Here is a 22,842-nt window from a genome sequence, read left to right as displayed (position 1 = left end):
TCCTTGCCGCACGGATGCGGCGATTTCCTTTCCCTTAGTTTTACTTCCATCATTGAATAGGCTTCATGTATTTAACTATTTGATACTTAATGAAATCTTAGTGCTTATTTCCTCTGTTTCTTTGTTATTCCAATTTGATATATCAAAACTTGATTGATAACTACACAGTTATAACCAAAACCGCTACAGTGAAGCCATACAGATATTTGGTTTAGTAACGAATGGGAATGACATGAAAACAACCTTTTTTAAGAAAACCGCTTTAGCTAGCTTAGCGACCGTATCTTTGTTAGGAAGTCCGCATCTGTTCGCTGCTGAACTTCTTAACAGTTCATATGATATTGCTCGTGAATTATTTGTGGCGCTTAATCCAACGTTTGAAAAGCAGTGGAATGAGGCACATCCCGATGACAAATTAACTATCAAGCAATCTCATGCTGGGTCATCAAAGCAAGCCTTGGCGATTTTGCAGGGGCTAAAAGCGGATGTGGTGACCTATAACCAAGTAACAGATGTGCAAATTTTGCATGATAAAGGGAATTTGATCCCCGCTGATTGGCAGGCACGCTTACCGAATAACAGCTCACCTTACTATTCCACGATGGCTTTTTTAGTGCGTAAAGATAACCCGAAAGGGATTAAGACATGGGATGACCTTGTCCGTAGCGATGTGAAATTGATTTTTCCAAATCCAAAGACATCTGGCAATGGCCGTTATACCTACCTTGCCGCTTGGGGTGCATTTAACCAAGAAAACAAAGGCGATACTGCGAAAACACGCGAGCAAATGAAGCAATTCCTTAAAAATGTGGAAGTGTTTGATACTGGTGGCCGCGGTGCGACAACCTCGTTTATTGAGCGCGGTCTTGGGGATGTGCTGATAAGTTTTGAGTCAGAAGTGAACAATATCCGTTCACAATACGGTGAATCTGATTACGAAGTGATCGTCCCACCAGTGGATATTTTGGCGGAGTTCCCTGTGGCTTGGGTGGACAAAAACGTGCAAAAAAATGGCACGGAAGATGTTGCAAAAGCCTATTTAAATTATTTATATAGCCCGCAAGCACAAGAAATTATTACTAATTTTAATTACCGCGTGAATGACAAAGCGGTAATGGAAGCGAACAAAAGCAAATTCCCAGAAACGAAATTATTTACTGTTGAATCCCAATTTGAGAGCTGGCCAAAAGTGATGGATGTGCATTTCTCAACGGGAGGGGAGTTTGATGAACTAATGGCACAAGGACGCCGTTAATGAATCGGTCTGGAAAGCGTTTTCTGCCGGGCTTTGGCCTGACGCTAGGTAGCAGCTTGTTTTATACCTGTTTGATTTTGCTGTTACCGATGAGTGCGTTAGTGATCCAATTGTCGGAGATGACATGGCAACAATATTGGGCAGTGATTAGCTACCCGCAAGTGGTTGCGGCTTATAAAGTGACATTGTTGTCTGCTTTGGTGGCAAGCTTATTTAATGCGGTATTTGGCATGTTATTAGCATGGATCTTAACCCGTTATCGCTTTCCAGGCAGAACATTACTAGATGGTTTAGTGGACTTGCCCTTTGCATTGCCAACGGCAGTTGCTGGGTTAACACTGGCGACCTTATTTGCGACATCAGGTTGGTACGGTCAATATCTTAACCAGTTTGATATTAAAGTGGTGAATACTTGGTTAGGTATTGCCGTGGCAATGGCATTTACCAGCATTCCATTTGTGGTACGCACTGTTCAGCCTGTATTGGAAGAACTCGGGCCAGAATACGAAGAAGCTGCACAAACATTGGGGGCGAGTCGCTGGCAAACTTTTCGCCGTGTGATCATGCCAGAGCTTTCCCCGGCATTACTAGCGGGAACCGTTTTGTCATTCACGCGTAGCCTCGGCGAGTTTGGTGCAATAATCTTTATTGCAGGAAATATTGCTTGGCAAACCGAAGTGGTTTCTTTAATGATTTTCAGCCAGTTACAGCAATTTGATTACCCTGCGGCAAGTGCGGTTGCATCAGTGATTTTAGCCGTATCGCTACTCTTGTTATTCAGTGTCAATTTAGTTCAAAGTCGCTTTGGTAAACGGTTGGGGGGGAAATAATGGCGCAAATTACTCCGCTACAAACTGCCCAACGGACACCGGTTAACTGGGGAAAATGGTTTCTTATCGCCGCAGGTATTTTCTTTTCCATCCTGTTGCTGGTGATCCCAATTATTTGGATTTTTATCACGGCGTTTCAAAAAGGGTTAGGAGAAGTTCTGCTTAATTTATCTAACCCAGATATGCTTCATGCTATTGGATTAACAGTATTAATTGCGTTGATTACGGTTCCTGTTAATTTGATTTTTGGAACGATGATGGCATGGTTAGTGACGCGATTCCAGTTCCCAGGGCGGCAATTATTACTCACATTGGTCGACATCCCTTTTGCAGTTTCACCAGTGGTCGCAGGGCTGTTATACCTGCTATTTTATGGCTCAAACAGTTGGCTTGGTGGGTGGCTTGAAGGTTTTGATATCCAATTGATGTTTTCATGGCCAGGAATGGCGTTAGTCACCATATTTGTGACTTGCCCATTTGTGGTGAGAGAGTTGGTACCACTGATGTTAAGCCAAGGAAGCCAAGAAGATGAAGCTGCGGTATTACTTGGCGCATCAGGTTGGAAAATGTTTTGGCGCGTTACATTGCCGAATATTCGCTGGGCGCTGTTATACGGCGTTGTGTTAACTAACGCGCGGGCAATTGGTGAGTTTGGTGCTGTATCGGTCGTGTCAGGCGCTATTCGTGGTGAAACCTACACTTTACCGTTACAAGTTGAACTATTGCATCAGGACTATAACACGGTCGGTGCCTTCACCGCTGCGGCTATTCTTGCGCTCATGGCCATTATTACGCTAATTCTTAAAAGTGCTTTACAGTGGCATTTAAGCCGTCAGCAGTCTGAATCAGGAGTCCATTAAACATGAGTATTGAAATTGAAAAAATCGGCAAGTTCTTTGGGAAAACCCAAGTACTCAACGATATTTCACTGGATATTGCATCGGGTGAAATGGTGGCCTTATTAGGCCCTTCCGGTTCAGGAAAAACCACCTTATTGCGAATTATTGCAGGGCTTGAGCAACAAAGTGGAGGCGTATTGCGCTTTCACGGGCAAGATGTGAGCCAAATTCATGCGAAAGACAGGCACGTTGGCTTTGTTTTTCAGCACTATGCGTTATTTCGCCATATGACGGTATTCGATAATGTGGCGTTCGGCTTAACAGTATTACCACGTAAGCAGCGACCATCATCCCAAGCAATTAAGCAAAAGGTGATGCAATTACTGGAGATGGTGCAATTAGCCCATTTAGCTTCGCGTTTTCCTGCGCAACTTTCTGGGGGGCAAAAACAGCGTGTTGCGCTAGCGAGAGCACTTGCCGTTGACCCGCAAATTTTATTGTTAGATGAGCCCTTTGGTGCGTTAGATGCACAGGTGCGTATCGAATTACGTCGTTGGTTACGTCAATTGCATGATGAGCTTAAATTTACTAGCGTGTTTGTGACACACGACCAAGAAGAAGCGATGGAAGTTGCGGATAGGATCGTGGTCATGAGTCAAGGGAACATTGAGCAGGTTGGCACACCAAATGATATTTGGCAGCGACCAGAAACCCGTTTTGTACTGGAGTTTATGGGCGAAGTTAACCAAATTTCCGCACAGATCAAAGGCTCTGCTTTAGCGATTGACGGTTATGAATTTTCGTTGAACCATACCAGTGCTCATCAAGGTGAGGTAGATGTTTTCTTACGCCCATGGGACATTTCATTGAAGCCTGAAGTGGATGCACAACACCGCTTGCCTGTTAGAGTGACAGAATCAGGCCCAAGAGGGCATTTTTGGCAACTGACAGTGCAACCGATAGGGTGGGGGAATGGCCCATTGTCTGTGATTTGGCAATCAAATACAGCAATCCCTAATCGTGGTGAACATTATTTTCTTGGCAGTCAAGAAGTAAAAATATATCAAGGTGATACAGAATTAGTGTTTCCCCAATTAGCACAAAGTGCATGAATATAACCTTTCATTATTTATAACACCGATAATTTAAACATTATCGGTGTTAATTTCTATTATTCCTGCCATATATCACTCCTTTCATTTGCCCATACCTTGATTATTGGTAATGGGCTTCATTTGTTGATTTTTTATTTTAATGTATTGATATATAAGTATATTATTTTCCATGAAAATAAGAAATATAGCTGGAAATTCTATAAACTTATTGTAATATAATATATCAATTAGCTATATCAGTATGAGTAATAAAGATAATCTATTTTTCTAATAATAATATGAAGAGAATTCATGTCCAATCATAGGTTTATTGGGGTAATATCTTATTTCTATTAATTCTAAGCGATAAATAAAAATTATAAGGATGCGAAAGTGTCAACACTGGAACAATTTATTGGTCACACCCCATTAGTAAAACTTCAGCGTTTGACGCAAGGGATTGATGCTGAAATTTGGGTAAAACTCGAGGGTAACAATCCGGCAGGCTCTGTAAAAGATAGAGCTGCCTTTTCCATGATCAGTGAAGCTGAAAAACGTGGCGAAATTAAGCCGGGTGATACATTAATTGAAGCAACGAGTGGCAATACAGGCATTGCGCTGGCAATGATTGCCGCGGTAAAAGGGTATAAATTAAAGCTTTTAATGCCTGAGAACATGAGTAAAGAGCGCCAAGCATCCATGCAAGCTTACGGTGCTGAGTTAATTTTGGTCAGCACCTCCGTCGGTATGGAAGGAGCACGAGATCTTGCAAAAGAGATGGAAAAAAATGGGGAAGGGAAAGTCTTAGACCAATTTAATAACCCGGATAACCCACTTGCTCATTTTAAAACAACAGGCCCTGAAATTTGGCAGCAAACGCACGGTAAGATCACCCATTTTGTATCAAGCATGGGAACAACAGGCACTATCACGGGTGTTAGCCGTTATTTGAAATCGCAATCAAAAGACGTGCATATTGTTGGTTTGCAGCCTGCTGAAAAAAGCCAAATACCGGGTATTCGCCGTTGGTCACCTGGGTATCTTCCTGGGATTTTTGATGGTGAACTTGTGGATAGCGTACTGGATGTTAACCAGCAAGACGCTGAAGAGACGATGAAAGCTCTTGCGAGGCATGAAGGTATTTTCTGTGGTGTGAGCTCCGGTGGTGCGGTGTCAGGGGCTTTAAGAGTAGCAAAAGAAAATCCGGGAGCGGTGATTGTCGCGATTATTTGCGACAGAGGTGACCGTTACTTATCGACTGGCGTTTTTGATTCTTAATATGTTGTTTTTTTGGTAAAAATAAGACTTTCATTAGTAAACGCTAGAACGAGTTAAACCATCAGGTTATCCACCTGATGGTTTTTCAATTATTATGCGTGATAATTATTTCTTGATACGCATAATGACAGTTTCACCTACTGTCACTGAACCTGTCAGTTTATTTAACTCTTTGATTTCGTCCATGTTCGAAATCACAACTGGCGTCAGAACAGATTTTGCTTTTTCTTCTAACAGAGCTAAATCAAATTCAATGACTAAATCGCCTTTCTTGACCGCTTGGCCTTCTTCAGCGATACGTTTGAAGCCTTCACCTTTGAGCTCAACGGTATCAATACCGAAGTGAACAAACAGTTCAATACCATCGTCTGACTCAATAGAAAACGCATGGTTGGTTTCAAAGATTTTACCGATTGTACCATCTACTGGCGCAACAATTTTATTGCCAGCAGGTTTGATGGCGATACCGTCACCGACAATTTTCTCTGCAAACACAACGTCTGGAACATCTTCAATATTGACGATTTCGCCTGATAGTGGGGCGATAATTTCAATACTGCCACTGCTACTTTTGTCTTCCGAAACTAGTGATTTCAGTTTGTCAAACAGACCCATGGACCTTCTCCTAATCGTTTTATATGGGACCGAACTAATGTGCTGTTCTTAGCATAACGTTTTTTCTTGGATAAAGGTATCTACAAGTTTCATCAATTCATCCGCTGTTGGTTGAGCAAGTGCTTGTTCAGCCAAAGCTTGGGTATCAGCAAAGTTCGCATTGCGAATTAATTTTTTGATACGCGGAATTGAGATTGCGCTCATACTAAATTCATCCAGCCCCATGCCAAGTAGCAATAAGGTTGCACGTTCATCACCTGCTAACTCGCCACACATACCTGTCCATTTACCTTCAGCATGTGATGCATCGATCACTTGTTTGATTAGGTTAAGAACAGCTGGCGACATCGGGTTATAAAGGTGAGAAATCAGTTCATTACCACGGTCAACCGCTAAAGTGTATTGAGTGAGATCATTCGTCCCAATACTAAAGAAATCGACTTCTTTAGCCAAATGGCGAGCAATCACAGCGGCGGCTGGGGTTTCTACCATCACGCCAACTTCAATTGTTTCGTCAAAGGCTTTACCTTCTTCACGTAACTGAGCTTTTAGCATTTCTAGCTCTGCTTTTAGTTCACGAACTTCTTCAACGGAAATAACCATTGGGAACATAATACGCAGTTTACCAAAATTTGACGCCCTTAAAATAGCTCTTAACTGTGAGTGTAAGATTTCTTTGCGATCAAGACAAATACGAATTGCACGCCAGCCGAGGAATGGGTTCTCTTCTTTCGGTAAATTCATATAAGGTAGGTCTTTATCGCCACCAATGTCCATTGTACGGACGATAACGGCTTGGCTGCCCATTGCTTCAGCAACCGCTTTGTAAGCTTGGAATTGTTCTTCTTCGGTCGGGAAGGCGTCTCTATCCATAAATAAGAACTCGGTGCGATAGAGGCCCACGCCTTCAGCGCCATTACGTTCGGCACCTGCGACATCGCGCACAGTCCCGATATTGGCACAAACTTCAACCTGATGACCATCTAACGTAATGGCTGGCAAGTCTTTTAATTTAGCCAGTTCTTCTTTTTCTTGCAGATAATCATCACGGAACGCTTTGAGTTTATCAATTTCTGCGTCTGATGGATTCAGGTGGATAGTGTTATTCACACCATCTAAGACGATAAAATCGCCATTTTTAATTTTGCTGGTGGCATCACTTGTTCCAACAATTGCGGGTAACTCTAATGAGCGAGCCATGATGGACGTATGCGATGTACGGCCACCTAAATCGGTAATAAAGCCTAAAACTTTATCTAAGTTTAATTGCGCGGTTTCTGACGGGGTTAAATCAGCAGCAACTAAAATAACTTCTTGATTAATAGCGCTTAAATCAACAATAGGAATATTTAAAATATTCTTTAACAGGCGTTTACCGATATCACGTACGTCAGCCGCACGCTCTTTGAGGTATTCGTCATCTAGGGACTCAAGGGCTTGAGCTTGATCTTCAATCACGGAATAAACAGCAGCATCAGCCGTTTTTTTATCGCCTTTGATTAAAGAGACAATTTCTTGCTCAAGTTCTTCGTCTTCCAGCAGCATGATATGACCTTCAAAAATCTCAGCTTTTTCGGCTCCTAGATTTTTTTCGGCTTTTTCTTTAATGAGACTCAGTTGTTCGGCGGATTTATTACGCCCCTCAATGAAGCGTTGAATTTCTTTTTCAACCTGATCGTCTGCGATTTTTTTTGTGCTAACAACGATAGGATCTTCTTTGAGGATCAAAGCCTGACCAAAAGCAAAACCTGGGGATACTAAAATTCCTGAAATCATAATATTACCTTACTGCTGTTAGTGCTGGGAGTTCTGATGTTGCAGAGACTGCGCTGCGTTTTATTGATTATGCAAACATCCCCGAATGAAATCATTCAGGGACAGAGAATGAAATCGATTAAACGCGTTCTCTTACGTGCGAAATTATTCTAATTCGCCCATCAGTTTAACTAAATATTCAACGGCTTCTTTTTCATCTTCGCCTTCTGCGGAGATGGTCACAACAGTACCTTGAGTTAAACCTAACGTTTGTAACTTGAACAGGCTTTTTGCGCTAGCGGATTTGCCGCCAGAAATCAAAGAAATATCAGAAGTGAATGCTTTTGCTTCTTTCACAAACTGCGCTGCAGGACGAGTATGTAGACCGTTTGGTGCTGTAATAGTGACTTCTTGCTGGAACATAGTATTTCCTCAATAACTTTCGTTTTTTTAATGACCCAGCCAATTGTAGATGAAATCGACTAGGTTTGCGTATAAGTTAGATTATTAACTTGTAAAAAGGTTTCCTACTTTGTGCTGTATCAACCCTTTTTTGTTTTTCACGCTCAAAATTGTGATTATCTAGGTTAGCCGAAAACATTCTAAGAGGTATGTTCATTTGACTAAAATTTGATTAATTTCGAGGTGCAAAATAATTACTATGTTTAATACTAAACCCCAGATAAGAAATCACCTCTATCCGTGCTAAACTTTGATCCGTACCACAAAAAAAGCACCTATGAGGTGCTTTTTTAACGATTATGTAACGAAAGTATGCTAGTCAGCTGAGATATCTGCAAACAACACAGTTGAAAGATAACGTTCACCAGAAGAGGGTAAAATCACCACTATATTTTTGCCTTTGTAAACAGGGTCTGCTGCAATTTTTGTCGCTGCTGCAATCGCTGCACCCGAAGAAATTCCCGCTAAAATACCTTCTTTTTCCATTAACTCGCGTGCGGTTTTAATCGCCTCGTCATCACTGATTTGAATGACTTTATCTAGCAGGGTGAGATCTAAGTTACCGGGAATGAAACCTGCACCGATCCCTTGGATTTTATGTGGGCCTGGTTTGATTTCCTCACCCGCTAATGCTTGAGTAATCACTGGAGAAGTTTCAGGTTCAACGGCAACGATGGTCACATCTTTACCTTTGGTCTTTTTCAGGTAACGCGCAATTCCTGTAATCGTACCGCCTGTGCCGACACCTGCAACGATAACATCGACATTACCGTCAGTATCTTCCCAGATTTCTGGACCTGTGGTTTTTTCATGGATCTCAGGGTTAGCTGGGTTATTAAACTGTTGCAGTAGGAGGTATTTTTTCGGGTTGCTGTTAACGATTTCTTCTGCTTTCGCAATCGCGCCTTTCATCCCTTTGGCACCTTCGGTCAGCACGAGGTTAGCCCCTAATGCTTTTAATAGCTTACGGCGCTCGATGCTCATGGTTTCAGGCATGGTGAGTGTGAGTTTATAGCCCCTTGCCGCTGCCACATAAGCAAGTGCAATCCCCGTGTTACCGCTGGTTGGCTCGACTAACTCTTTGTCTTTATTCAGGATACCTTTTTTCTCAGCATCCCAAATCATGTTTGCACCGATACGGCACTTAACGCTGAAACTTGGGTTACGAGATTCCACTTTCGCCAAAATATTGCCATTTCCAAAATGCTTTAAACGAACAAGTGGGGTGTGGCCAATGGTCAACGAATTATCTTCATAAATTTTGCTCATGGGATATCCTTAAAAAATCGGTTAGCCAATAAAATAGTCTTCGGCGTTCACTATAAAGTAGGGTATGGATTCAACATACGTGAAGAAGAAATTAATGCAAATATGATTTAGGTCTAAGCTTATAACAAAAGGCTATTTTAGATCCAATAGTTCTAAAGAATGGGTAATAAGGCAGAATAGCGTAAGAAAATAGGTAACTGCGCAGGCGATTAAACCTGCGCAAAGAGAGATTAATAACGTGCGTAGCGGCTACGGTAGCGGTCAACCCACATTAATGTTGCACCACAAACGGCAACAGGCATGATGACTAAGTTGATAAACGGCACCATCATCAGCAAGCTGACCACACCTCCGAATTGAATGTTTTTCATGCGATCTTTAGCAAGGGCTTGCTTCATTTCGCTAAAACCGACACGGTGGTTATCAAAAGGGTAGTCGCAATACTGGATTGACATCATCCATGCACCAAATAGGAACCATAAGATGGGGGCAACGGTTTGGCCAATACCGGGTATCAAAAATAAGATTAATAAGCCAATTGCCCTCGGTAAATAGTAACCGATACGGACAAATTCACGCTTGATCATCCGCGGAACATCTTTTAATAAATCAGCCATGCCACCGTCTGGAGCTGGTTTACCCGTAAGTTCTGCTTCAAGCTTTTCGGATAACCAACCATTAAACGGTGCAGCGATAATATTGGCAACCGTACTGAAAAAGTAGGTAAATACCAATAAAATAGAAATCAAAGCAACAGGCCAAATAAGATAATTAAGCCATTGTAACCAATCAGGAACATAGCTCATCACTTGGTCAATCCAGCCACCAAGCTTAGTGTATAACCACCAAAATGCGCCTCCTAAGAAAAGAATGTTTGCTAATAGGGGCAAAATCACAAAACGTTTAATGCCAGGACGTGTAACTAGTCGCCATCCTTGTGTAAAATAATAAAAACCAGAGTGGTCTTTTTGTGGCGAAAATGTCGATTGGGTCATACTTCTTGTTCTCTCCTTTTCGGTTGACCTTGTATCATATAGATATGAATTTAGGCTGACCAGCCATTATTCGCTTAAAAAAGCAGCAAACGAAAGCGGAATATTCTCTTTCTTGTAAGAAAATCGTTCTGAGGGTTGCACTTAGAGCAATTGAGAAATAATCTTAAGGTAGTTTCCGCCGTGATGGCACTTTCATTCATCAACTAGAGATATCAGCGATGCAGGATTTGCGTCTAATATTAGTGGTCGTAGGTGCGATAGCGATTGTCGCTTTATTACTGCATGGTTTATGGACCAGCCGTAAAGAGCGATCAAAGTTATTTCGCGATAGACCTGTAAAACGTAGAAAAAATGATACGCAGGAGAATTCATCGAATTATGATGATTCTGCATTATTTACTGAAAATCAATCAACACAGCAGGTACCTGTTCAACCCGCTGCGACTGAGCCTGTATATCCGGTAAAAAATGAGTCTCAAGTTGAACCTAATATACAGCCATTACCATCAGTTGAACCTGAAATTAAAATGAGTGCTACGCCAGAGCAGCCTGTTCATCATGAACCAGCTGAACAGCGTGTTCAAGCACCGCACGTACCGGAGCAGCTCACCATCAACATGAATGATGAGGTTGCTGCTGAGCCTGAAATACGTACTCAACCGGTGCATCATGATGCATCGGAACCGCATATTGACACCCACAATTTACAAGAAGAGACACAACCGGTACATCATGAACAGACGCCGCCACACACTGAGACGAAAACTGAGCCACAGGAAAATTCTGCTACAACAAATAGCAAGGAGACAGTCCTGGTACTTCATGTAGCAGCACATCAGGGGCAAGAATTGCAGGGCGAAGTGTTACTGCAAAGTATTCTTCAAGCGGGCTTCCAATACGGTGAAATGAAAATTTTCCATCGTCATGTAAACCCGTCAGGCACTGGGCCTGTCCTGTTTAGTTTAGCGAATATGGTAAAACCGGGTTCTTTTGACCCTGAAACCATGGCTGATTTCTCTACACCGGGTATTTCCATGTTTATGATGGTGCCATCCTACGGTGATGCGAGCCAAAACTTTAAACTGATGTTACAAGCAGCGCAGCGCATTGCATCTGATGCAGGCGGGGTGGTGCTAGATGATGAGCGTAAGATGCTGACACCGCAAAAAATAGAGGTGTATCATGCGCGGATCAGAAATACACTAAATTAAACAAGCGTTTTACAAAGCCCCCTTGATTGGGGGTTTTTATTAGCTAAAACTGACTGTTTTACATAAGGGTATGTATGGCGGTAGCCACACCACATCCACGATGCACCCCATCTCTAGCTTTAGCCCCTTTCTATAAGGGGCTCTATTCATTTTGTTTATACTAAAATATCCCATTGTGGCTTTCCTATGAATTTGCCACCCTTATGCACTTGGCCTAGCCTGTTTCTAAACTCCCCATTTGCACCCGACAGCCTTTTTGGGCATCAACGGCGGTCACGATGCCAATACGGATCAGGTTTCGAATCAAACGTAAAATATCTGCATTATTCATAAAGTATAGATTGCCACGGATGAAGAACGAGGCGCACGTGTATGGCTTTTTGCCATGGTTGGCACAAGTTGAATGACGTGAAATTGGTTATCTTTACAGGGTGTAGTTTTTAAACTACAATTGAGGATATGAAAGAACTTAAACAAACTGAAGCATTCCGTTTATGGGCATCTAAGCTAAAAGATAAAAGGGCTAAGACCATCATCGCGACGCGCCTCTTTCGTTTAGCTAATGGGTTAGCAGGGGATGCAACGCCAGTTGGTGAGGGGATCAGTGAATTACGAATTCACCATGGCCCTGGTTATCGCGTTTATTTTCAACAGCGTGGTAATACGATAATTTTGCTCCTTTGTGGTGGTGACAAAAGCTCACAATCACGGGATATTACATTAGCCAAAACACTCGCTAAGAAGTGGATTTTGGAGGAAAACAATGATGAGTAATTTAACAACCTATGATCCCGCACTTGCGTTGGTTGATGATGAAGAGATTGCATTTTTTATGGCTGACGCAATCGAAACAGGGGATTCAGCGTACATTGCGAAAGCGTTAGGCATTGTGGCCAGAGCTAAGGGTATGAGCCAAATCGCGGCAGAAACGGGGCTTTCCCGTGAGCAGTTATATCGCTCATTTAGTGAAGATGGTAACCCTACGTTAAAATCCACGTTAGCCGTGATGAAAGCGCTGGGTGTTGAACTTACGGTAAAAACCCACATTAACTAATTTTATCACCGAGCCAGAAAATCAATAATCTGGCTTTCAATATGCCTGATTTCTTGTGGCGTCAGCCCTTGATTGGGGGTTTTTTATCTTTACGAGTGGATCATGACTACCAAAAACGAAATCGAAGAATTAAAAAAACAGTTACGCCATCACGAATACCAATATCACGTACTTGATGCTCCTGAAATTCCTGATGCGGAATATGACAAACTGATGCAGCGTTTGAAGGCGCTAGAAGAAGCGAATCCAGAGCTTATCACCAGCGATTCGCCAACTCAGCGTGTCGGTGCCGCACCTTTGTCCGCATTTGAAACGGTGCGCCATGAAATTCCGATGCTGTCTTTGGATAACGTTTTTGATGAAGAGAGTTACTTGGCTTTTGATAAACGCGTTAGAGATCGCTTAAAAAACCGCGATGAACTCACATTTTGTTGTGAATTGAAACTTGATGGTTTGGCGGTGAGTTTGTTATATGAAAATGGCGAACTTGTACAAGCAGCAACTCGTGGAGACGGCACTGTTGGCGAAAATATTACGGCGAATGTGCGGACTATCCGTGCAATCCCTTTACGTTTAACGGGAGACAACATTCCTGCTCGTGTGGAAATTCGCGGTGAAGTCTTTATGCCACAAAAAGGGTTTGAAGCGTTAAATGAAGAAGCGCGTCGAACTGATGGTAAAGTTTTCGCTAACCCACGTAATGCCGCTGCGGGCTCATTGCGCCAGCTTGACCCGCGCATCACCGCGAAAAGGCCTCTGACATTCTATTGTTATGGAGTTGGGTTGATTGAAGGTGGTACGTTGCCAGACACGCATTATGATCGTTTGCAGCAGTTTAAAGCGTGGGGTCTGCCCGTCAGTGACTATGTACAGCTGCGCCAAGGCCATAAAGCAGTACTGGATTTTTATCACCAAATCGAACAAGTTCGCCCTGAATTAGGGTTTGATATCGATGGGGTGGTGATTAAAGTCAACTCAATTGCAATCCAAGAGGAGTTAGGTTTTGTTTCCCGCGCACCGCGTTGGGCTACGGCATTTAAATTTCCTGCACAAGAGCAAATTACGTTATTGAAAGACGTGGAGTTCCAAGTCGGGCGTACGGGGGCGATCACCCCCGTTGCACGCCTGGAGCCTGTCCAAGTCGCGGGGGTTATTGTCAGTAATGCGACATTGCATAACGCAGATGAAATCGAGCGCCTTGGCGTGCATATTGGCGATACGGTGATTATTCGTCGTGCTGGGGATGTTATTCCACAGATTGTCAGTGTGGTTGCGGATAAACGCCCCGCAGATAGCCGTGAAATCGTCTTTCCAACTCAGTGTCCTGTTTGTGGCTCAGACATTGAACGTATTGAAGGTGAGGCTGTTGCGCGTTGTACGGGTGGGTTAATTTGTGGTGCGCAGCGTAAAGAGGCACTCAAACACTTTGTGTCTCGTCGTGCTATGGATGTGGATGGCATGGGCGATAAAATTATCGACCAGTTGGTCGAAAAAGAATATGTACAAACACCAGCCGACCTTTACCAATTAAGTGCAGGCAAGTTAACTGGGTTGGATAGAATGGGGCCAAAATCTGCACAAAAGCTGATTGATGCGCTCGAAAAGTCTAAACAAACTACGTTAGCCCGCTTTATTTATGCACTAGGGATCCGTGAAGTTGGTGAAGCGACAGCGGCTAACTTGGCGGCGCACTACGCAACATTAGATGCAGTTATGGCTGCGGATGAAGAGTCTTTAAAAACCGTACAAGATATCGGCCATGTAGTCGCTAAGCATGTGGTAAATTTCTTCCACGAAGCGCATAACCAAGCGGTTATTAACGATTTAATCACGAAAGCGAATATTCATTGGCCAGAAGTGAAAGTGGTTAATAGTGCCGACATTGATAGCCCATTCGCAGGTAAAACCGTGGTATTAACGGGCTCGATGAGTGTTTTAACCCGTGATGAAGCGAAAGATAAGCTAGTGGCTTTAGGGGCAAAAGTCGCAGGGAGTGTGTCGAAGAAAACGGATATGGTGATTGCGGGTGAAGCGGCCGGTTCGAAATTAGCAAAAGCGAATGAGTTAGGTATTCAGGTGATTGATGAAGATGAGTTGATTCGTTTGCTGAATATTGAATAGTGAACTATATTCTATTTGGCTTAGTTATCTCACTAAGGTGAGGTGACTAAGTCACTGATAGGTTGTTGTAAGACCTAAACTAAATTTTTAATTAAATTTCTGTGCAAAAAAGGTCATCTGTCCCTTTCTCTCTGTTTGAAACGTGATCCCCTTCTGCTTTTTGCAAAATACACCTAGTTAGTTTTCATATTAATGTGACATCTGTCTCATTTAAATGTTACCTATTACATAGAATATGCACATAGACTGATTCTTAAATTTGTTGGAGTCGCATATGACCTCGATCCTGCATTTCGTTTTATCTTTAGTAGTAATCGCTGCTCTTGCCATTTTAGCAAGTAGTAACCGTAGGGGGATCCGTCCTCGCTATGTTGTTCAACTGCTTGTTATTCAAATTGCATTAGCGTACCTGTTCTTGAAATCAAATATTGGTGAGTCTTTTGTTCTGGGTGTCGCTGGGGTATTTACGCACTTGTTGGGTTACGCAGCAGAAGGGACAAAATTTATCTTCGGCGGCATGATTGAAGGGAATTTAGCGTTCTTCTTCTTACAAGTTCTGTGCCCAATCATCTTTATTTCTGCCTTAATCGGGATTTTACAGCACATTAAAATCCTACCGATTGTGATCCGTATCATCGGTACTGTGTTATCTAAAGTTAACGGAATGGGTAAACTGGAATCATTCAACGCAGTAAGCTCATTGTTACTGGGTCAGTCTGAAAACTTTATCGCCTATAAAGACCAGCTTAACCGCATGTCTGAGCGCAGAATGTACACCATGGCGGCTACCGCGATGTCCACAGTATCCATGTCAATCGTGGGTGCCTACATGACAATGCTGGAGCCTCGTTTTGTCGTTGCCGCACTGGTTCTGAATATGTTTGGTACGTTCGTGGTGTTGTCTTTAATCAACCCGTACCCACCTGAAGGTGAAGAAGACATTCAAATGAGCAACCTGCATGAAGGCCAAAGCTTCTTTGAAATGTTAGGTGAATATATTCTTGCTGGGTTTAAAGTCGCGATTATCGTTTCTGCAATGCTGATTGGTTTTATCGCCTTGATTGCAATGGTTAATGGTATTTTCTCTGCTATTTTCGGTATCGACTTCCAAACTATGCTGGGCTATGTGTTTTATCCATTTGCTTGGATCTTAGGTATCCCAGCGGATGAAGCGCTGCAAGTGGGTGGGATCATGGCGGTCAAGATGGTAACGAATGAATTCGTTGCAATGGATGGCCTGCAAGCTATCGCAGGTGGCTTATCTGAGCGTTCTGTTGGTATCTTGTCTGTATTCTTAGTTTCTTTCGCTAACTTCTCTTCAATTGGTATCATCGCTGGTGCTATCAAAGGGTTAGATGAAAAACAAGGTAACACAGTGGCGCGTTTTGGTCTGAAATTACTATACGGTTCAACCTTAGTTAGCTTCTTATCTGCTGCAGTTGTCGGATTAGTATTGTAATTCGCAAAAAAGTGTTAGATTAAGAGCGGCGTTCATTAGGACGCCGTTTTTTTATGGGGGCAACAATGGAAAAGCAAGATCTTATCGATATGGCAAATACCTATATGCCATTTGGTAAATACAAAGGCTGTATTTTGATTGATTTACCAGAAGAATACCTTCTTTGGTTTTATAAGAAAGGGGAGTTCCCAGCTGGGCGGCTTGGGCAGTTGATGGAAATGACCCTTGGTTTGAAAATTGAAGGGTTAGAAGGGTTAGTAAAGCCGTTAAAACGGGCTAAGTGATGAGATCACTCATGCCCTAAAGCGTCAGTAATTTTCTGACTCAACTGAATAAAAATGTCTTGTTCTTGCTGCGTTAATGCGGCTTTAACTTTAACTGCATTTTCTGCTCGGCCTGTTGCCGCACGTTGTAAAAAATGAGCCCCTTTGTCTGTTAAACGTGTGATCAATTCCCGCTTGTCTTCTTCAGACTGATATTGTTCGACAAACTCAAAAGACTTTAATACCCGTAAAAACTTCGATAAATTTTGTCGAGAAATGCCCAGTAATTGGCTGAGTTGGCTTGGCGTTAAATCCCCTTTAAGCCTCAAAATCTCCAGTACATCATATTGTCCCCACGTAATTTGTTCAGGCGTAAAGCTGACACGGCGTGCAACCAGTGTGCATTGCAACAATGATAATGCGTCTTCAAGGGAACGGGACATAAAAATTCTTCCTTATTATTCAACAGGGAAAGTATACCTTGGCACTAAGAAGAAAACGAGTGATTGATTAACTTTAGTTAATTAATTATAGTTAACTAAAGTTAATTATAATTGAGGTGGCTATGCAACAATTCACAAACCAAATCGCGTTGGTAACAGGAGCATCTACAGGGGTAGGTTTTGGTATTGCATTAAAACTGCACTCATTAGGCGCGACAGTGGTTATAACAGGGCGTCATGAAGAGGCCCTAACGCGAGCCGTCCACGAAATTACGCCAACAGAGGAGCGTATTAGTGCAATAAAAATGGATGTGGCAAATGCAAAGGATTTCCAATCAACCATTAAGCAGATAGAAGCAAAATATGGTGCGCTGCATTTTTTAGTCAACAACGCAGGTGTGACAGGCCCGCATGGTGTAAATATTGAGGATTACCCATTAGAGGCATGGCATGACGTGATTGAAACAGACATCACAGGGACATTTCATGGTTTGAAATACGCCATACCTGCAATTCATCGCAGCGGCGGTGGGGCAATCGTCAATTTATCTGCCTGCAATGGTGTGACAGGGATAGCGGGTATTGCACCTTATACTGCGGCCAAACATGCGGTATTAGGGCTTACACGCTCAGCTGCGTTAGAGAATGCCAAAAAAGGTATACGGATTAATGCCGTAGGGCCTGGTTATGTTGAAACACCGAATATTGCGATGCTACCACAGGATACGCAAGATTGGATGGCATCGACACATCCAATGGGGCGGATGGCGAAAAGAGAAGAGATAGCTAATGTGGTGGCTTTTTTATTATCAACGGACAGCAGCTTTATAACGGGTGCATTTATTCCCATTGATGGTGGTTATACAGCACAGTGATTCTTTTAGGCACCTTATGTAGCAAGATAAGGCGCCTACTAAACATTACCAGTCTACAGGTTTTCCTTGTATTGCTTGGTGGCTTGGGAAGTGCGGTAAAATATCCTCCGCCATTTCTTGTAGAACCTCTGCCGCTGGGCGCTGTGAATATTGAATACCTAATGCGGCATGGTTTACCCCCGCATCTTGCCATTCTTCAAGCAATTGAATCAAACCGTGGCGCCCAGTACGCAGGGTAAACCCTCCACGCAACGGTGTTCTTGGGTAGTTCGGGTCATCTACAAGGTCAATCCATTCGTTCGTCATGTGTGGGCGGAAATCGTTGTTTGGAATGAGGGAGCGCCATGCCTCAATTTTCTGCCCTAGCCGGATTGCCCCTTCAGAGTGGCTGGTGGCTTCAGGGTAGGATAGCCAACCATCAGCGTAATCCGCTACCCATTGTTTGGATTGGCCAGATGAACCTGTCACAATTAAGGGAATTTGCCCTGCAACCGGTTTAGGTAACAATTCTGCGCGGCTTATTGTGCCTAAAGGTGACTGAATTTCCAGAGAGCCGCGCTGTATCAGCTGGCGGAAGTAATCAATCGACTGAGCAAAACGAGCAGCCCGCTGTTCGTAATCAATCCCATAAGCTGGGTATTCAATGGCTCTATCCCCAGAGGCTACTCCCATCACTAAGCGGTTACCAGAAAGTTGGTCGATAGTGGTGGCAGCTTTGGCCAAATCAATTGGGTGGCGCAGTGAAAAAATAGAGCTACCGGTGACGAGTGCAACCTGCTTTGTTCTGGCAGCAATAAACGATAAATAAGTCAGTGGGTCAAAAAGTTGCCCTGCATCACCAAAAATGGGGTCGAATAAGGGAATGTCTCGTACCCAGACCGCAGCAAAATTCTTTTGGTCAATATATTCAATTAGTTCTATTTGCCCTTTTAATACTTGTTCATCTCCTTGATAAAATCGTAAGGGAAGAAAGATCCCCAATGTCAGTTTATCAGGGGCGAACATGCGGCGGTAACCAATATGGTTAGTAAATGAAGTCGAAGGTAATGCTTTCGTTTTCGGTAAAAAAGCCGTTGTATTCACAAGTGAATTTCCTATTCTATGCTTCAGTTGCAGGGGCTGGGAGCGCAATGCCTTTTTTGACAGCAGGCCTTGCTGCAATGCGTTGGTACCACTCAAATAAATGCGTGTGTTGGCTAAAGTCGAAGTCAATCACCTCCGCAATATGTAGCCAAGCAAAGTTAGCAATATCCGCAATCGTATAGCTATCTCCTGCAATAAAGGGGTTATTTTGCAATTGTTGGTCTAATACCTTGAGTGCTTTGTGTGTCATTGTGAAATAACGTTCAACCACATCTGGTTTAACTGATTTATCGAAAATTGCGAAATTGACCCACTGGCCAATAATCGGACCAAGGCTGGCTGAATGAAATTGTAGCCATTTGATGACCTCCCATTTCTGTTTAGGCGTGTTAGGTAAAAGTTTGCCTGTTTTCTCTGCGAGGTACAGTAAGATAGCCGCGGATTCAAATAGGGTAATATCCGCTTGTGGGTCATGAAGGACAGGGATACGACCGTGAGGATTAAGCTGCAAAAAAGCAGGCTGTTGATGATCCCCTCGGGAAATCTGTATATGGTTAAGGTGATAATCCAAGTTTAGTTCTTCTAATGCTATGGTTATCTTGAATCCATTTGGGGAGCTATCGGTATAAAGTTCAAGCATAGTTGCCTTCTAGTTTTTATCTGGATATATTGATATTTACTTTTGATTATTGGTTTTTTAATGAAGAAAATAAAACCATATAAACTCAACTTGAATTTAGAAAAACTAAACTATGAATCCAGTGCTCCCCTTACTTGCCTTACGCGCTTTCACTGAAGTGGCAAAACATAAAAGTATTAAGCAGGCTGCGAGCTTTCTTGGTGTGACCTCGGGGGCTGTTAGCCAGCAAATTCGTTTGTTAGAAGAGCGGGTGGGGGTAGCCTTGTTTGTGCGTAGTCATCACAGTATGGAGTTAACACATGCGGGGCAACGAGTTTACCCTGCATTGTTGCAGGCGTTTGAACAAATCGAGGGTGCTATGTATGTGCTTGAAAATATACAGCAAGAACAAACGATCACTCTTAGCACAGTTCCTTCGTTCGCGGCTTCTTGGTTAGTGCCTCGTTTGGGGAAATTTACCCAGTTACACCCTGAAATAGAAGTGCATATTGAGGCCTCTGCAACATTGGTTAATTTGCACCAACAGCGAGTCGATATTGCTATTCGCCATGGGCTAGGGAATTACCCAAATTTAGTCAGTGAGCAGCTAATAAGCCCCGTTTTATTGCCAGTGATGAGTCCAAATTTTCCGCTTAGCGCAGTGATTGAAACCCCTCAGGACTGTCTTAATTACCCATTATTGCAAGATAACGACCGTATGGATTGGTCGCTTTGGCTGGCGGCTCATGGGGTGGAATACAACGAAAAAGCAAAACGCGGAAGTGCATTTGACGATGATTATTTGCTGATCCGTGCTGCAATTGCTGGGCAAGGATTGGCGTTGGTACCTAAAGAGTATGCCATGCAAGAAATTGCAGAGAAACGCTTAGTGCAAGTGCTTGATAAGCCATGGCCCGCTAGGTTTGCCTATTATTTGGTGATGCTGCCTGAAACAATTGAAAGGCCAGAAATCATTAAATTTATAAATTGGATAAAAACGGAAGCAAAAGGAAATTAATAAAGGAAGGCGAAATATGGTGGAGCTAAGCGGGATCGAACCGCTGACCTCTTGCATGCCATGCAAGCGCTCTCCCAGCTGAGCTATAGCCCCAAACAAAATCTTTTGGACGGGAGGCATCATATTCAAGCTCGATAGGAGTGTCAATAAAATAATCGGTTTTTCCGTTTAATTGCTGAAATATAGAGCATTTTGCAATCAACGTAAGCATAAACATAAGAAAGGAAAAACTGCCCCCAAGAAATGAGGGCAGGGATAGCATCAATTATTGGGCAGATGCTTCGCGTTCAGCAATAAACGCTAAGGCTTTATCAATGCGAGCAATAGAACGCGTTTGGCCAATTGCGTGGACAGTCACATCGAGGCCCGGAGATTGACCAGCACCTGTTACAGCAACACGTAAAGGCATACCCACTTTACCCATGCCGACTTCTAATTCAGTTGCAGTAGCTTCAATTGCTTGGTGGACATTTTCTGCGGTCCAATCAGTGATTGCGGCTAATTTATCTTTAACCACTTCTAATGGCTGGCGAGCAACAGGGCGCAGGTGTTTTTTCGCTGCATCAGCATCGAATTCTTCAAAGTCTTGGTAGAAGTAATGGCAAGATTCAGCCATTTCTTTCAGCGTCTTACAACGTTCACCCAGTAATTTGATTAGCTCAACTAATTGTGGACCATTGCTGGTATCAATATTTTGCTGCTCAATATGCCATGCAAGGTACACCGCCACTTCTTCAGCAGGTAATGTATTGATGTAATGATGGTTTAACCATTGCAGCTTTTCAGTATTAAATGCACTTGCTGATTTGCTAATAGCATCAAGGCTGAAAAACTCCTTCATTTCGTCAATGGTAAAAATTTCTTGGTCACCGTGGGACCAACCCAGACGCACTAAATAGTTCAGTAGCGCTTGTGGCAGGTAACCATCATCACGGTATTGCATGACGCTAACTGCACCATGGCGTTTAGACAGTTTTTTGCCATCATCACCTAAAATCATTGAAACGTGAGCATACACAGGTACTGGCGCACCTAATGCTTTTAGGATATTGATTTGGCGAGGCGTGTTGTTGATATGATCTTCGCCACGAATAACGTGCGTAATTTCCATGTCCCAGTCATCAATAACAACACAGAAGTTATACGTTGGTGAGCCATCAGTACGACGAATAATTAAATCATCTAACTCTTGGTTGCTAAATTCAATTGGGCCACGAATTTTATCATCAAAAATCACAGAACCGTCTTGTGGGTTGCGGAAACGAACAACATGCGGTTCATCAGCTGTGTGGTTATGCGCATGGTCGCGGCAGCAACCGTCATAACGAGGCTTTTCATTATTCGCCATTTGCTCTTCACGCAGTGCTTCTAAGCGTTCTTTTGAGCAAAAACAGCGGTAAGCAGTACCTGCTTCTAACATTTGATCAATCACTGCGTTATAACGGTCAAAACGCTTAGTTTGATAATAAGGGCCTTCATCCCAATTTAAATTCAACCAGTTCATACCGTCCATAATGGCATCGATAGCTTCCTGAGTTGAACGTTCTAAGTCGGTGTCTTCAATTCGCAGGACAAATTCGCCCTGATTGTGGCGACTAAATAACCAGGAATACAGAGCGGTACGTGCACCACCAACGTGCAAATAGCCAGTTGGGCTTGGTGCAAAACGGGTTTTGATTTTACTCATCGAGATTGCCTTAATTGCAAAACATTGTTTTTGAAGCGCTTAAGAGTTCACGGTTGAATAGATAGAAGGCTAATGTATGCAGCATGGTACGATTAATCGTGATGCTGTATGAAGCTTTAAACGCGTGAAGTCTGTCAGCATTGCTAAAATGTGCCTCTATTCTATCATCCTGTGGTGATTCCTCAATCAAGTTATGAAGATACAAGAAAAGAAAATGGAAAAGTGAGGCAAAAAAATGAAATTGATGCAGAGGTGCAAATATATTTTCAGTTTATGAAAGAATAAAAACGCTAAATTATATAGGTAATTGATTAAAAAGGCAGCTTTTCTGGCGAATATTGAAACATCTTGATTAATTTTGCAACGAACGAAAAAAATCTATCGAAAAAGCGTTGACTCTGAACTCCGTATCCCTATAATGCACCTCCATCGACGACGGGGCGATTAGCTCAGTTGGTAGAGCACCTCCCTTACAAGGAGGGGGTCAGTGGTTCGAGCCCGCTATCGCCCACCACCGTTGACGATGAAAAATAAATGATTGGGCGATTAGCTCAGTTGGTAGAGCACCTCCCTTACAAGGAGGGGGTCAGTGGTTCGAGCCCGCTATCGCCCACCAC

22 protein-coding genes, 3 tRNA genes and 1 pseudogene are annotated in these 22,842 nt (G+C 43.0%); 15 read left to right on the top strand and 11 right to left on the bottom strand.

What is annotated here, in order from left to right; all coding sequences use genetic code 11:
- Positions 1-232: 232 nt before the first annotated feature.
- The 5 genes from AC4IFT_RS05770 (at position 233) to cysM (ending at position 5,296) form a co-directional block, all read left to right on the top strand.
- The gene (locus AC4IFT_RS05770; RefSeq protein ID WP_490750822.1) at positions 233-1,255 is read left to right on the top strand and encodes a sulfate ABC transporter substrate-binding protein; all 1,023 of its coding nucleotides are present in this window, start codon (positions 233-235) and stop codon (positions 1,253-1,255) included.
- The gene (gene cysT / locus AC4IFT_RS05765; RefSeq protein ID WP_490732097.1) at positions 1,255-2,085 is read left to right on the top strand and encodes a sulfate/thiosulfate ABC transporter permease CysT; all 831 of its coding nucleotides are present in this window, start codon (positions 1,255-1,257) and stop codon (positions 2,083-2,085) included. The genes AC4IFT_RS05770 and cysT overlap by 1 nt, the downstream gene beginning before the upstream one ends.
- Positions 2,085-2,945, top strand: coding sequence for a sulfate/thiosulfate ABC transporter permease CysW (gene cysW / locus AC4IFT_RS05760; protein WP_490732095.1), 861 nt, complete (start codon positions 2,085-2,087; stop codon positions 2,943-2,945). Before cysT ends, cysW begins: the two co-directional genes overlap by 1 nt.
- Before the next feature lie 2 nt (positions 2,946-2,947).
- Positions 2,948-4,036: a sulfate/thiosulfate ABC transporter ATP-binding protein CysA gene (gene cysA / locus AC4IFT_RS05755; protein WP_490750821.1), complete on the top strand. Its 1,089-nt coding sequence runs from the start codon at positions 2,948-2,950 to the stop codon at positions 4,034-4,036.
- A 375-nt stretch (positions 4,037-4,411) separates the two neighbouring features.
- A complete protein-coding gene (cysM, locus tag AC4IFT_RS05750; RefSeq protein ID WP_490732091.1) occupies positions 4,412-5,296 on the top strand; it encodes a cysteine synthase CysM in 885 nt (294 codons plus the stop codon).
- A 105-nt stretch (positions 5,297-5,401) separates the two neighbouring features.
- On the opposite strand, the gene crr is transcribed toward cysM, so the two are convergent.
- From crr to cysZ, 5 genes are all read right to left on the bottom strand, one after another.
- Positions 5,402-5,911 (bottom strand): PTS glucose transporter subunit IIA, encoded by a 510-nt coding sequence (gene crr / locus AC4IFT_RS05745; protein ID WP_206082435.1) that lies wholly within the window; start codon positions 5,909-5,911, stop codon positions 5,402-5,404.
- A gap of 48 nt (positions 5,912-5,959) precedes the next feature.
- Positions 5,960-7,687: a phosphoenolpyruvate-protein phosphotransferase PtsI gene (gene ptsI / locus AC4IFT_RS05740; protein ID WP_490750820.1), complete on the bottom strand. Its 1,728-nt coding sequence runs from the start codon at positions 7,685-7,687 to the stop codon at positions 5,960-5,962.
- Positions 7,688-7,831: 144 nt separating this feature from the next.
- Positions 7,832-8,089 (bottom strand): phosphocarrier protein Hpr, encoded by a 258-nt coding sequence (gene ptsH / locus AC4IFT_RS05735; protein WP_047756382.1) that lies wholly within the window; start codon positions 8,087-8,089, stop codon positions 7,832-7,834.
- A gap of 354 nt (positions 8,090-8,443) precedes the next feature.
- Positions 8,444-9,397 carry a cysteine synthase A gene (gene cysK, locus AC4IFT_RS05730; protein ID WP_490732085.1) on the bottom strand — a complete coding sequence of 318 codons (954 nt, stop codon included), beginning with the start codon at positions 9,395-9,397 and terminating at the stop codon, positions 8,444-8,446.
- Between the two features lie 230 nt (positions 9,398-9,627).
- Positions 9,628-10,392, bottom strand: coding sequence for a sulfate transporter CysZ (gene cysZ / locus AC4IFT_RS05725; RefSeq protein ID WP_490732083.1), 765 nt, complete (start codon positions 10,390-10,392; stop codon positions 9,628-9,630).
- 218 nt (positions 10,393-10,610) lie between these two features.
- Between cysZ and zipA the strand changes: the two genes are divergently transcribed.
- Positions 10,611-11,603: a cell division protein ZipA gene (zipA, locus tag AC4IFT_RS05720; protein ID WP_490732081.1), complete on the top strand. Its 993-nt coding sequence runs from the start codon at positions 10,611-10,613 to the stop codon at positions 11,601-11,603.
- A 220-nt stretch (positions 11,604-11,823) separates the two neighbouring features.
- Here zipA and AC4IFT_RS05715 read toward each other — a convergent pair.
- Positions 11,824-11,934: pseudogene (locus tag AC4IFT_RS05715) on the bottom strand (phage baseplate assembly protein V); the annotation flags it as partial.
- 128 nt (positions 11,935-12,062) lie between these two features.
- Between AC4IFT_RS05715 and AC4IFT_RS05710 the strand changes: the two are divergent.
- The 5 genes from AC4IFT_RS05710 (at position 12,063) to AC4IFT_RS05690 (ending at position 16,521) form a co-directional block, all read left to right on the top strand.
- Positions 12,063-12,377, top strand: a complete 315-nt coding sequence (locus AC4IFT_RS05710; protein WP_490732079.1) for a type II toxin-antitoxin system RelE/ParE family toxin — start codon at positions 12,063-12,065, stop codon at positions 12,375-12,377.
- Positions 12,370-12,657, top strand: a complete 288-nt coding sequence (locus tag AC4IFT_RS05705) for an addiction module antidote protein (protein WP_369312148.1) — start codon at positions 12,370-12,372, stop codon at positions 12,655-12,657. The genes AC4IFT_RS05710 and AC4IFT_RS05705 overlap by 8 nt, the downstream gene beginning before the upstream one ends.
- Positions 12,658-12,759: 102 nt before the next feature.
- Positions 12,760-14,778, top strand: a complete 2,019-nt coding sequence (ligA, locus tag AC4IFT_RS05700; RefSeq protein ID WP_490732076.1) for an NAD-dependent DNA ligase LigA — start codon at positions 12,760-12,762, stop codon at positions 14,776-14,778.
- Positions 14,779-15,052: 274 nt separating this feature from the next.
- Positions 15,053-16,237, top strand: a complete 1,185-nt coding sequence (locus AC4IFT_RS05695; RefSeq protein WP_353243358.1) for a NupC/NupG family nucleoside CNT transporter — start codon at positions 15,053-15,055, stop codon at positions 16,235-16,237.
- A gap of 65 nt (positions 16,238-16,302) precedes the next feature.
- Positions 16,303-16,521, top strand: coding sequence for a DUF3820 family protein (locus tag AC4IFT_RS05690; protein ID WP_490732074.1), 219 nt, complete (start codon positions 16,303-16,305; stop codon positions 16,519-16,521).
- 5 nt (positions 16,522-16,526) lie between these two features.
- On the opposite strand, the gene AC4IFT_RS05685 is transcribed toward AC4IFT_RS05690, so the two are convergent.
- Positions 16,527-16,943: a MarR family winged helix-turn-helix transcriptional regulator gene (locus tag AC4IFT_RS05685; RefSeq protein ID WP_490750819.1), complete on the bottom strand. Its 417-nt coding sequence runs from the start codon at positions 16,941-16,943 to the stop codon at positions 16,527-16,529.
- Between the two features lie 122 nt (positions 16,944-17,065).
- Between AC4IFT_RS05685 and AC4IFT_RS05680 the strand changes: the two genes are divergently transcribed.
- The gene (locus tag AC4IFT_RS05680) at positions 17,066-17,818 is read left to right on the top strand and encodes an SDR family NAD(P)-dependent oxidoreductase (protein WP_490750818.1); all 753 of its coding nucleotides are present in this window, start codon (positions 17,066-17,068) and stop codon (positions 17,816-17,818) included.
- Positions 17,819-17,863: 45 nt separating this feature from the next.
- Here AC4IFT_RS05680 and AC4IFT_RS05675 read toward each other — a convergent pair whose 3' ends face one another.
- Together AC4IFT_RS05675 and AC4IFT_RS05670 are read right to left on the bottom strand one after the other, a co-directional pair.
- Entirely contained in the window at positions 17,864-18,901 is a 1,038-nt protein-coding gene (locus AC4IFT_RS05675; protein ID WP_490750817.1) for an LLM class oxidoreductase, read from the bottom strand.
- 16 nt (positions 18,902-18,917) lie between these two features.
- Positions 18,918-19,541 (bottom strand): glutathione S-transferase family protein, encoded by a 624-nt coding sequence (locus AC4IFT_RS05670; RefSeq protein WP_490750816.1) that lies wholly within the window; start codon positions 19,539-19,541, stop codon positions 18,918-18,920.
- Positions 19,542-19,653: 112 nt separating this feature from the next.
- On the opposite strand from AC4IFT_RS05670, the gene AC4IFT_RS05665 reads away from it, so the two are divergent.
- A complete protein-coding gene (locus AC4IFT_RS05665; RefSeq protein WP_490750815.1) occupies positions 19,654-20,538 on the top strand; it encodes a LysR substrate-binding domain-containing protein in 885 nt (294 codons plus the stop codon).
- Positions 20,539-20,555: 17 nt separating this feature from the next.
- Here AC4IFT_RS05665 and AC4IFT_RS05660 read toward each other — a convergent pair.
- A tRNA-Ala gene (locus AC4IFT_RS05660) sits at positions 20,556-20,631 on the bottom strand.
- Positions 20,632-20,803: 172 nt separating this feature from the next.
- Positions 20,804-22,225, bottom strand: a complete 1,422-nt coding sequence (gene gltX / locus AC4IFT_RS05655) for a glutamate--tRNA ligase (RefSeq protein WP_490750814.1) — start codon at positions 22,223-22,225, stop codon at positions 20,804-20,806.
- 438 nt (positions 22,226-22,663) lie between these two features.
- Here gltX and AC4IFT_RS05650 point away from each other — a divergent pair.
- Positions 22,664-22,739 (top strand) — tRNA-Val (locus AC4IFT_RS05650).
- A gap of 26 nt (positions 22,740-22,765) precedes the next feature.
- Positions 22,766-22,841: transfer RNA gene (locus tag AC4IFT_RS05645), tRNA-Val, on the top strand.
- Position 22,842 lies beyond the last annotated feature (1 nt).

The organism is Providencia sp. UF-183 (assembly GCF_058246155.1).
This window is presented reverse-complemented; position numbering and strand designations above follow the sequence as displayed.